The following is a 10,102-nucleotide window of genomic DNA, read 5'->3' on the forward strand; positions in this document are numbered from 1 at the left end:
CCCCCAGCACCGTGCCGACGACCACGCTCTCCACCAGGTCCTCCCGCGCCACCCGTGTGCCCACGTAGCCCAGATCGGCCCGGGCGACCTGTTCGGCGGCGTCCGCGTAGTCGTCGAGCAGTTCGGCGAAGCCTCCGTGGCCCGCCCGGCGCAGCGCCACCAGCACACCGGCCAGCGACTCCCCGCCCGGACTGCGCGCCTCGGCCCGCCAGCCCCGTCGCCGCAGCAGGTCCGCCACGTCCTCGCGGGCGTCCTCCAGTTCGGCGCCGGGCTCGTCGCCCCCCGGAGGGGCCAGACGCTTCGCCGCCATACCCAGCACGTCGTGCAGGGGCCGGCCCTGATCCTCCATCACCCGGAACACGTCCCCGATGGCCGACAGCGGGAGCCCTCCGACGTCCAGCAGTGCGCGGATCAGCCGCAGCCTGCGCTCGTGACCGGTGTCGTAACTCGCCTGGTTGGGGCTGGTCAGCCGCCCGGCAGGCAGCAGCCCCTCCCGTACGTAGAACTTGATCGTCGGTACCGGCACCCCGGACCTGCGGCTCAACTCTCCGATGCGCACCGAGCGTTCTCCCTCTTTCGTGCTTGCCAACCCCCGCACTCATCATAGATAGTTCCGCTATCGGATAGCGGAGAGCACTGCTATCCATAATCATTCCTGAGTCATTCCTGGGGGAACTCATGCCGCACTGGCGCACATGGCACCGCCCGTTAGTCGTCTTCGCCTGCGCGATGGCCCTGTTGACGGTGGTCTCGGCGGCGGGACTGCTGGTCGACGACCGGGTCCTGGCGGGTTCGGCGATCTGGTCCAAACTGTTCAGGTTCGCGGTCTCGTTCGTGGCGTACGCCCTCACGCTCGCCTGGATGCTGGCGCTGCTCACCCGGGGACGGCGCACCGGCTGGTGGGCCGGGACCGTGGTGGCCGTCGCCGGCGTGGTCGAGATGGTGATCATCACGGGCCAGGTGATCCGCGGGAGGCGCAGCCACTTCAACCACGCCACACCGTTCGACGAATCGCTGTTCAACGCCATGGCCGTCACCGTGGTCGTCCTCTGGACCGGCACCCTGTTCATCGCGATCCTGCTGCTGCGCGCCCGAATGCCCGACCGCGCCACCGCCTGGGCGATCCGCTCGGGGGTGTCACTGGCCCTGGCGGGCGCCGGGTTCGGCTTCCTGATGACGCAGCCGACCCCCCGTCAGCGGGCGGCCGGGAACCTCGACACGGCCGACGTGATCGGCGCCCACGCGGTCGGCGTACCGGACGGGGGGCCGTCGATGCCGCTCACCGGCTGGTCGACGACCGGCGGCGATCTGCGCATCCCGCACTTCGTGGGGATGCACGCGCTCCAGCTGCTCCCGCTCTTCCTGTTCACCCTGGTCGCACTGGCACCGCGCTCGGCCCGGCTCCGCGACGCACGGGTCCGGCTGCGCCTGGTGCTGGTCGCGTCAGGTACCTACTGCGCGGTCGTCGCCCTGGTCACCTGGCAGGCACTGCGCGGACAACCGCTGATCCATCCGGACGGGGTGACGCTCACCGCCGCCGCTCTCGTTCTGGCGGCCACCGCGGCCGGTACGTATGCGGCCCTGCGGCCGGCCACCGCACCACTGTCGTCCCCCTCCGTCGAGAAGGAGCTCGTGTCGTGACCGGCGCACTGTTCGAAATCACCTTTATGCTGGCCGCGCCGTTCTGGCTGCTCATGATCTTCGCGCCGAACCGGGCGGTCACCGCCAGGATCGCCGCCTCGCCGCTGACGGTCCTGCCGGTCCTGGCCGTCTACCTGACCATGGCCGGGCCGGTCCTGCCCGAGCTCTGGGCCGCGGTGAGCAGCCCCGACATCGACACGTTCCGTGAGCTGACCGCGCTGTCGAACGGCGCGGGGGCCGTGTGGGCCCAGGTCATCGCCTGGGATCTGCTGCTGGGTCAGTGGATGTTCCTCCAGGGGCGCAGGCTGCGGATCCCGCCGCTGGTGATGGGCCCGCTGCTGGTGCTGACGATTCTGCTCTCGCCGTTCGGGCTGCTGGTCTTCCTGGTGCTGCGCGCGGTACGGGAACGCACGGTCCGGTCCGGGAACGGACTCCCGGACCGGACCGGTGGCACCGGGCCGGCCGGCCCGCCCGCGCCCGTCGAGGACGCGGCGCCGGGCCGGTGACACGGCGGGCCGGTCAGACCGACTTCTGATACGAGCGGAAGGTCCGGGTCGACAGCCAGACGGCGACCGCGGCGAGCACCAGCAGCGCTCCCCCGCGGCTGAGCACCAGCGCCCAGTCCGGGTCCGCGGTCAGCGCCGAGCGGCCGGCCACCATCGCCCAGTTGACCGGGTTGAAATCGGCGATGTGGCGCATCCACGAGGGCATCTGGCTCGGGGCCATGAAGGACGAGGACAGGAAGGTCAGCGGCAGCAGCAGGAAGGTGTTGATGCCGATGATCGACTCCCGCTGGCGGACCAGCATGCCCAGGGCGTTGGAGAACGCGCCGAAGACCGTACCGAGCAGGATCGAGGCGACGACCAGGATCAGCAGTCCGCCCGCCCCGCCCGGGTAGGTGGCGCCCGCGGCCCAGCCGAGCAGGACGATGACCAGGGACTGCGCAGCCGTGCTGATGCCGTTCTGCACGACGTTGGCGTTCATCAGGGCATTGCGGCTGACCGGTGTCGTCAGGAAGCGGTTGAGGGTGCCGCGCTCGATCTCCTCCAGCGTGCCCATTCCGGCCCACATGCTCGACCCCAGCGCGCTCATCACGACGATGCCGGGGATCAGGTAGTCCAGATAGGACGTGGTGCCGAAGCCGCCCAGCTCGACGACCTTCTTGAAGAGGTTGCCGAACAGGAACAGCCAGATCACCGGCTGGATCAGCGAGATCACCAGGAAGACCGGCTGCCGGAGGATCGCCATCAGCTGGCGCTGGGTCATGTACCAGGTCTGGGACAGGGCCTGACCGCTCATCGGGTGCCTCCTGCGGCGACCGGTGCGGGGGTGCTCCGCGAACCTGCGGATTCCGCCTCGGAGAAGCGGCGGCCGGCGTAGCGCAGATAGACGTCGTCGAGGGAGGGGCGGGCGACGGTCGCCGCGGCGACGGCCGAGCCCGCCCGCTCCAGGGCTCCGAGCAGCACCGGGACGGCCGCGGCTCCGTCCTCGGCGCGGACGCTGACCCGACGGCCCTCGACCAGCACCTCGTACACGCCGGGCAGCCCGGCGAGTACGGCGCTGACGGCGCTGCGGTCCACCTCGGCGCGCAGCTCCATATGGACCGCGTCGCCGCGCAGTTCGCCCTTGAGTTCGTCGGGGGTCCCCTCGACCACGATCCGGCCGCGGTCGACGATCGCGATGCGTTCGGCGAGCCGGTCGGCCTCCTCCAGATAGTGCGTGGTGAGCACGATGGTCAGGCCCTCTTCGCCGGCCAGCCGGGCGATCTCCTCCCACATCGCGGTGCGGGCCTCGGGGTCGAGACCGGTCGTCGGCTCGTCGAGGAAGAGCACCTCGGGGCGGTGGACCAGGCCGAGCGCCACGTCGAGGCGGCGCTGCATACCGCCGGAGTACCCCTTGACCTGGCGCCTCGCGGCGTCCGCGAGGCCGAAGCGGTCCAGCAGCTCGTCGGCGCGGTGCTGGATGGCGGCGCCCCGCATCCCGTACAGCCGGCCCTGGAGCAGCAGGTTCTCCCGGCCGGTGGCGACCGGGTCGGCGCCGGACTTCTGGGCGACCACGCCGATGGCCCGGCGGACCCGGTCCGGGTGGCGCAGGACGTCGTGCCCGGCGACCGACGCGGTGCCGGAGTCGGGGCGGGCGAGCGTGGTGAGGATCTTGACGGTGGTGGACTTTCCCGCGCCGTTGGGCCCGAGGAGCCCGAAGACGGTGCCGGGCGAGACGGTGAGGTTCATACCGCTCAGCGCGGTGACCTCACCCGGATAGGTCTTGATCAGCTGTCGCGCCTCTACGGCAGGCGCACGGGTGCTCATGACAGAGCTCTCCTGTGGTCGGCGGGGCACCCGGGTCTCCGGGTGCCCGTCATGCCGGTCCGTTCCGCCTGAGGAGTGCCGGGCTATCCTGGGTGTGCCGCACCTCGATCGCCTGGCCCGCCGTCACGGCATGTCCGGTCCGGGGTTCGAGACCCTGGCGGGCGCTGCTCCAACAGCACCTGTCAGGGTCTTTTCTTCTTCTGCCTCTCCCCGTCACCTCGTGCGTTCGGGGTCGAGGACGATCTCCTGCTCGTCGAGGTCCTGCCAGTCCTGCGGGACCTCGCCGGTCTCATGGAAGGACTTCCACTCCTCGATGCCGCTGATGGTGGCGTCACCGAGCTCCTTGCGGAAACCCCTGATCCATGCCAGCTGCGCCTCGATCATGTGGGCCTGGTACTCGGTCTCCACGACGAAGACCCGGGGAAGGGCGTCGCCCAGCTGGCCGAGCACCCCCCGGAGCGCCGCCGACTGCACGGCCAGTGCCTGCTCCCGGTCCGACAGGAGCTCGGCCACCTCGTCCGGCGGCAGCACGGGAAGCAGCGACAGGGCCGTGTCGAAGACGGGGAACTCGGCGGCCGGGACCGCGATCAGGTCGGACAGCCAGTCCAGCATCTCGGCCCGCCCGGCCTCCGTGATGCCGTAGAGCGTGCGCTCGGGGCGGTTGCCCTGCCGCTGTACGCCCGTGACCTCCACGTAGGCGTGCTTCTCCAGGTTCTGGACCACGGTGTAGAGCGAACCGAAATTGATCTTGACGCTGTGCTGCTTGCCGCGACGGCGCAGGGTCTGGGCGATCTCGTACGGGTGCATGGACCGCTCGGCGAGCAGCACCATCACCGTGAGGGCCAGAGGATTGCTGAGCTTGCGCCGCTTGGCCACCGCCCCCGCCACCCTTCCCTCGCCGTCGAATACTCGTAGCCGAACATATCGCGACTCCTCGAAACACGTCAACCACGATGTATCGCGAAATTCGGAAGACGTGGAAGGATTTCCCCCGCCGACCAATCCGCATCGCAACCGGCTCCGAATCATCCCCGGAGACCGTTGACCGCCCCGGGAGGAAGCCCGCGTGAAAGAAGCCGTGCACATCAGCGGACTGGCCTCGGCCGGGCCCGACCTCCAGGAGCTCCTGGGAATGGCCGCCCGGGGTGATCAGGACGCTTTCGCTCAGGTGTACGAAGCGGTCTGCGGTCCGGTGCTCGGGCTGGTGAGAAGCGTCCTGCGCGACCCCGCCCAGTCGGAGGAGGTCGCACAGGAGGTGCTGGTGGAGGTGTGGCGCACCGCGCCGCGCTTCCAGGCGGCCCGCGGCAGCGCCATGAACTGGGTGCTGACCCTGGCCCACCACCGGGCCGTGGACCGGGTGCGCTCGGTGGAGGCGACGACGGCCCGTGAGCACAAGGCCGCGCTGCTCGACCGCACCCCCGCCTTCGACGAAGTCACCGAACAGGTCGAGAGCCGGCTGGAGCGGGAGCAGGTCCGCCGCTGCATGCGGACCCTCTCGGAGCTGCAACGGGAGTCCGTCACGCTGGCGTACTACCGCGGACTGACCTATCGCGAGGTAGGGGAACTGCTGGCGGTGCCGCTCGGAACGATCAAGACTCGACTGCGCGACGGACTGATCCGGCTGCGCGACTGCCTCGGGGTGAGCGCATGAGCGACGCCGGACTTCACACACTGACCGGGGCCTACGCCCTGCACGCGCTGCCGGAGACCGAACGCCGGGAGTTCGAACGCCACCTGGGCGACTGCGAGGCCTGCTCCGTGGAGGTACGGGAGCTGTCGGAGACGGCGACCCGGCTCGGCCTCGCGGTGTCGGCCACGCCCTCGCGGGACCTGCGCGAGCGGGTGCTGCGGGAGGTCGCGACCGTACGCCAGGAGTCGCCGTCCACCGGCAGGCGGGCCCGTTCCGGCGGGGGCACCGGCCGGGACGGCACGGGCCGGGCCGGGCGGTTGTCGAAGTTCGCGCTGGCCGCCTGCCTCGCCGCGGCGGCCGGCTTCGGCGGCCTCGCCGTCTGGCAGCACCAGGAGGCGCAGGACGCCCGGTCCGACGCCCGCGCCGCCCAGCAGCGGAGCCAGCAGGTGGCCGAGGTCATCTCGGCCCCCGACGCCCGGTCCGGTTCGGCCACGCTGAGCGACGGGGTGAAGGGCACCGTGGTGGTCTCCAGGAGCCAGGACCGGGCCGTGTTCCTCGCCTCGGGGCTGGCCCAGGCACCCGGCGGCAAGGTCTACCAGCTGTGGTTCGACGACGGCGGCACGATGCGTTCCGCAGGCCTGATGCAGGCGACCGGCCCCTCGTCGACGACGTACGCGACCCTGCTCGACGGGCCGGTGGACGGCGCCACAGGCATGGGCATCACGGTCGAGCCGACGGGCGGGTCGAAGCAGCCGACCTCCACTCCCCTGGCACTGATGAAGCTGCCGTCGGCATGAGGTGGTGGCCTGCGGCAGGCCGTCCGCAACGGCGCGTTCCGGACAACCTGCCGCGGGCAGCATGAGCCGCGCCACGACGGGCACATGTCGCGAGCGGGACCGCCGGCCGCCTCGCGGCGAAGGTCCCGCCCCCGGACGTGGTGGTCACGGCGCTCGCCCCGGGTCGGGTCGTCCCGGCGGGCCGAGACCACTGCGCGGTGCTCGCCCCGTACCTCCGCCGTTGGGAGGCGATGGAGGTACGGGGCCCACTGCACCCCAGGGCCGCGGGCTTCAGCCCCGGCGCGGCGGCCGGGGGAAGAAGCCGCTGGTCCTGGCGGTGTACGCGGCGAAGCCGGGGCGCTGGGCCATATGCCGTTCCAGCAGGGCCTTTCCGCTGCCGCCGATGAGCAGAAAGCTCATCAGCGCGGGCGCCACGACCGTGGCCGCGGCAGCCGCCGGAGCCTCGCCGACGATCAGGAACAGGCCCCACCACACGCAGAAATCGCCGAAGTAGTTCGGATGCCGGGTCCAGGACCACAGCCCCCGGTCCATGATCCGCCTGCGGTTGGCCGGATCCGCCTTGAACCGGGCCAGCTGGTGGTCCCCCACCGCCTCGAAGCCGAGTCCGACCGCCCAGAGCGCGGCACCGGCCCAGGCCCAGGCTCCGGCCGGCCCCATGACGTACCCGGCCGCCTGCACCGGCAGCGAGATCAGCCAGACCAGGGCCCCCTGGAGCAGGTACACCTTCCGCAGGGCGTACAGCGCGGGGCTCCCCGGCGCCCTGGCCAGCATCGCCTCATAGCGCGGGTCCTCGCCGTGGCCCCTTCCCCGCCGGGCGATGTGCCAGGCCAGGCGCAGCCCCCACACCGCCGTCAGCACGGTGACCAGAAGCCGTCGGGTGCCGTCTCCCCCGCCGCCGGCCGACATCGCGTAGGAGACGAGTGCGACGGCCGTGAACCCCAGGCCCCACGCGATGTCCACGACCCGGTGCACGCCCTTGTACAGAGCGACGACGAACGTGCCGAGCAGGACGGCGAGGGCGGCGCCCGCACTTGGCGCGAGGCCCTCGGCGAACGCCGCCCATCCGAAGCCGTTCATCCGGTGGCCCCGGCCGTCGCGCCGCCGCGGGCGACCCGTTCCGCCGCCGGTTGCTCGTACCAGCCTCGCCGGGTGGCGGGCATCGCGGCCGCACCGGTCTCCTCCGGCCGTACGGAGAGGATCTGGTCCACGCCCATCCGCCTCCCCTCGAAGGCGAGGGCGCCACCGGCCAGGTAGAGCCGCCACACCCGTACGGTCTCCTCCCCGACCAGGTCCACGAACTCCCGCTGGTTCCGCTCCAGAGTGCGCCGCCACGCCTCGACGGTCCGGACGTAGTGCTCGCGCAGCGCCTCGACGTCACGTACTTCGAGTCCGGCGCCCTCCAGCAGTGCGACCGTCTCCCCGAGCGGGCGCATGTGCATGTCGGGCGCGATGTACGACTCGATGAACGCGCCGCCGCCCGGTGCGTCGCGGCCCCGGGACATCTGCTGGACCAGCACCCGCCCGCGCGGCCGGACCATGGCGTGCAAGGTCGCGGTGAAGGCGGGGTACTCCGCGTCCCCCACGTGCTCGCCCATCTCGACGGTGGACACCGCGTCGTAACCGCCCTCGTGCCCCGGTGCCCGGTCGATGTCCCGGTAGTCGCAGCAGCGGACCTCGACCAGGTCGCCCAGGTTCCGTTCGGCCACCTGTGCGCGGACGTGGGCGGCCTGTTCCCGGGCCAGGGTGACGGCGGTGACCCGGACTCCGTGCCGCTCCGCCGCGTACAGGGTCAGCGATCCCCAGCCGCAGCCGATGTCGAGCAGGCGGGCTCCGGGGCGCAGGTCCAGCTTGCGGCAGATCAGTTCGAGCTTGTCGCGCTGGGCGTCGGCGGGTCCGTAACCGAGGGCGTCGCTGGTCCAGTAGCCGCAGGAGTAGGCCATCGTCTCGCCGAGGAGCAGGGCGTAGAAGGCGTTGGAGAGGTCGTAGTGGTGGCTGATGGCGGCCCGGTCGCGGGACTTGCTGTGCAGGACACCGTGGAGTCCCGCGCGGGCGGCGGGAACCGGCGGCCGGGGCCCCACCGCGCCCAGGCGCAGTGCGGTGCCGGCGGCCCGCAGCCGGTCGCCGATGCCGGGACGCGGCGGGCGCAGCCCGCGCTCGCGTACGGCGTGACGCATCGCCCGCAGCCCTTCGGCCAGGTCTCCCTCGACCTCCACGTCACCGGTGATGTACGCCTCGGCGAGGCCGAGTTCGCCCGGCGCCCAGAGCAGCCGGCGCAGCGCCCGCCGGGACCGGACGTGGACCAGGGGGCCGTCGGCAGCCCCGGTCTCGCTGCCGTCCCACATCCGCACCCTGACCGGGAGCGTGCCGCCGAGCAGTTGCTCGACGAGGGGTTCCAGTCGCTGGGCCGCGCCGGTCGTGGCCTGCTTGCCGGTAAGTGTCATCACGCCGTTTCCTGACGGGTCAGCAGCAGTTGCCGCACATGGAGGTAGCCGGAGCGGAATCCCGCCTCGGAGTAGGCCAGGTAGAAGGTCCACATGCGGCGGAAGGTCGCGTCGAAGCCGAGTGCGTCGACTTCCGCGGTCCGCTCGGCGAACCGTTCCCGCCACAGCCGCAGCGTCTCGGCGTAGTGCGTGCCGAAGTCGTCGCAGCGGTCGATGCGCAGGCCGGTGTGCTCGGCCGTGACCTCTGCCATGGCCTCCACGGACGGCAGGAGTCCGCCGGGGAAGATGTACTTGTGGATCCAGGTGAAGGTGGTGCGGGAGGCGCGCATCCGGTCGTCCGGCATGGTGATGGCCTGGAGGGCGATGCGGCCGCCGGGGGCCAGCCGTTCCTCCAGGGTGCGGAAGTAGACCGGCCAGTACTCCTCGCCGACCGCCTCGATCATCTCGACGCTGACCACCGCGTCGTACTGCCCGTGAATGCTGCGGTAGTCGCAGAGCCGGACGTCGACCCGGTCCTGGTACCCGGCCTCGCTGATCCTGCGGCGGGCCAGGTCCCGCTGTTCGGCGGAGAGCGTGACGGAGACGACGCGGGCCCCGCGGGCGGCGGCCCGGATCGCCAGCTCTCCCCAGCCGGTGCCGATCTCCAGGAGCTCGGTGCCGGGTCCGACACCGGCCAGGTCGAGCAGCCGGTCGATCTTGCGGTGCTGGGCGGCGGGCAGTGCCTCGGGGTCCGCGGGGAAGCTGCGGAAGACGGCGGACGAGTAGCTGAGGGTCTCGTCGAGGAAGAGTGCGAAGAGCTCGTTGGACAGGTCGTAGTGGTGACTGATGTTGTCCCGGGCGCCTTCGGGTGTGCCCCGTTGCTCCGCGGGCCGGCGCCCTGCCCACAGTCCGCGCAGCCGCTGGAGGGGCTGCGGGATCAGCGTCGCCACCTGGTCGGCGAGGACCGTCAGGACGCCCACCGGGTCGGGTGAGTCCCATTCGCCCGCCATGTACGACTCGCCGAAACCGATCAGGCCGTTCACCCCGATTCTGCGGAAGAAGGCGGCGGGGTCGCGGATGTCCATCAGGGGGCCGCCGAGGCCGATGTCCTGCTGTCCGGCGAAGCGGGCGCGGAGCGGGAGCCGGGCCAGTGCGTGGCGGACGAGCCGTTCGGCGACGGCGGTCCGCAGCAGGGACGAGCGCGGCGACCGGGCGACGTCCGGCCAGCGCTCGGGGTCGGTGGCCGGGGCGGGCACCGGGAGCGAGGCGGCGCCGGCCGGGGACGAGGTGGCGGGGGACGGGGAG

11 protein-coding genes are annotated in these 10,102 nt (G+C 71.9%); 4 read left to right on the forward strand and 7 right to left on the reverse strand.

What is annotated here, in order from left to right:
• Positions 1–559: MerR family transcriptional regulator (locus J1C73_RS16165; protein WP_207317006.1), on the reverse strand; the 559-nt coding region annotated here is incomplete at its 3' end.
• A 119-nt stretch (positions 560–678) separates the two neighbouring features.
• On the opposite strand from J1C73_RS16165, the gene J1C73_RS16170 reads away from it, so the two are divergent.
• On the forward strand, positions 679–1,641 hold the full coding sequence (locus tag J1C73_RS16170) for a hypothetical protein (RefSeq protein ID WP_242644255.1): 963 nt from the start codon (positions 679–681) through the stop codon (positions 1,639–1,641).
• Positions 1,638–2,147, forward strand: a complete 510-nt coding sequence (locus J1C73_RS16175; protein WP_207316998.1) for an ABA4-like family protein — start codon at positions 1,638–1,640, stop codon at positions 2,145–2,147. Before J1C73_RS16170 ends, J1C73_RS16175 begins: the two co-directional genes overlap by 4 nt.
• A gap of 13 nt (positions 2,148–2,160) precedes the next feature.
• Here the strand turns inward: J1C73_RS16175 and J1C73_RS16180 are convergent, their stop codons facing one another.
• The 3 genes from J1C73_RS16180 to J1C73_RS16190 form a co-directional block, all read right to left on the reverse strand.
• A complete protein-coding gene (locus J1C73_RS16180; RefSeq protein WP_207316999.1) occupies positions 2,161–2,940 on the reverse strand; it encodes an ABC transporter permease in 780 nt (259 codons plus the stop codon).
• On the reverse strand, positions 2,937–3,950 hold the full coding sequence (locus tag J1C73_RS16185; RefSeq protein ID WP_207317000.1) for an ATP-binding cassette domain-containing protein: 1,014 nt from the start codon (positions 3,948–3,950) through the stop codon (positions 2,937–2,939). The genes J1C73_RS16180 and J1C73_RS16185 overlap by 4 nt, the downstream gene beginning before the upstream one ends.
• Before the next feature lie 213 nt (positions 3,951–4,163).
• Entirely contained in the window at positions 4,164–4,826 is a 663-nt protein-coding gene (locus J1C73_RS16190; RefSeq protein WP_207317001.1) for a PadR family transcriptional regulator, read from the reverse strand.
• 190 nt (positions 4,827–5,016) lie between these two features.
• On the opposite strand from J1C73_RS16190, the gene J1C73_RS16195 reads away from it, so the two are divergent.
• The gene (locus tag J1C73_RS16195; RefSeq protein WP_207317002.1) at positions 5,017–5,601 is read left to right on the forward strand and encodes a sigma-70 family RNA polymerase sigma factor; all 585 of its coding nucleotides are present in this window, start codon (positions 5,017–5,019) and stop codon (positions 5,599–5,601) included.
• Complete coding sequence (locus J1C73_RS16200; protein WP_207317003.1) at positions 5,598–6,377, forward strand: anti-sigma factor; 780 nt, start codon at positions 5,598–5,600, stop codon at positions 6,375–6,377. The genes J1C73_RS16195 and J1C73_RS16200 overlap by 4 nt, the downstream gene beginning before the upstream one ends.
• Positions 6,378–6,647: 270 nt before the next feature.
• Here J1C73_RS16200 and J1C73_RS16205 read toward each other — a convergent pair whose 3' ends face one another.
• The 3 genes from J1C73_RS16205 to J1C73_RS16215 are packed head-to-tail and all read right to left on the reverse strand — an operon-like array spanning position 6,648 to position 10,053.
• The gene (locus J1C73_RS16205; RefSeq protein WP_207317004.1) at positions 6,648–7,454 is read right to left on the reverse strand and encodes a DUF1295 domain-containing protein; all 807 of its coding nucleotides are present in this window, start codon (positions 7,452–7,454) and stop codon (positions 6,648–6,650) included.
• Positions 7,451–8,818: a class I SAM-dependent methyltransferase gene (locus J1C73_RS16210; protein WP_207317005.1), complete on the reverse strand. Its 1,368-nt coding sequence runs from the start codon at positions 8,816–8,818 to the stop codon at positions 7,451–7,453. The genes J1C73_RS16205 and J1C73_RS16210 overlap by 4 nt, the downstream gene beginning before the upstream one ends.
• On the reverse strand, positions 8,818–10,053 hold the full coding sequence (locus tag J1C73_RS16215) for a class I SAM-dependent methyltransferase (RefSeq protein ID WP_207317008.1): 1,236 nt from the start codon (positions 10,051–10,053) through the stop codon (positions 8,818–8,820). The genes J1C73_RS16210 and J1C73_RS16215 overlap by 1 nt, the downstream gene beginning before the upstream one ends.
• Positions 10,054–10,102: the final 49 nt, after the last annotated feature.

The sequence above is a fragment of the Streptomyces laculatispora genome (genome assembly GCF_017353455.1).
Taxonomy (GTDB): Bacteria; Actinomycetota; Actinomycetes; order Streptomycetales; family Streptomycetaceae; genus Streptomyces; species Streptomyces laculatispora.

What these genes read in the sequence shown, in the direction of transcription:
- J1C73_RS16170 (WP_242644255.1), top strand. Translation starts at nt 679, where the DNA reads ATGCCGCACTGGCGCACATGGCACCGCCCGTTAGTCGTCTTCGCCTGC.
- J1C73_RS16180 (WP_207316999.1), bottom strand. Translation starts at nt 2,940, where the DNA reads ATGAGCGGTCAGGCCCTGTCCCAGACCTGGTACATGACCCAGCGCCAG.
- J1C73_RS16185 (WP_207317000.1), bottom strand. Translation starts at nt 3,950, where the DNA reads ATGAGCACCCGTGCGCCTGCCGTAGAGGCGCGACAGCTGATCAAGACC.
- J1C73_RS16200 (WP_207317003.1), top strand. Translation starts at nt 5,598, where the DNA reads ATGAGCGACGCCGGACTTCACACACTGACCGGGGCCTACGCCCTGCAC.
- J1C73_RS16205 (WP_207317004.1), bottom strand. Translation starts at nt 7,454, where the DNA reads ATGAACGGCTTCGGATGGGCGGCGTTCGCCGAGGGCCTCGCGCCAAGT.
- J1C73_RS16210 (WP_207317005.1), bottom strand. Translation starts at nt 8,818, where the DNA reads ATGACACTTACCGGCAAGCAGGCCACGACCGGCGCGGCCCAGCGACTG.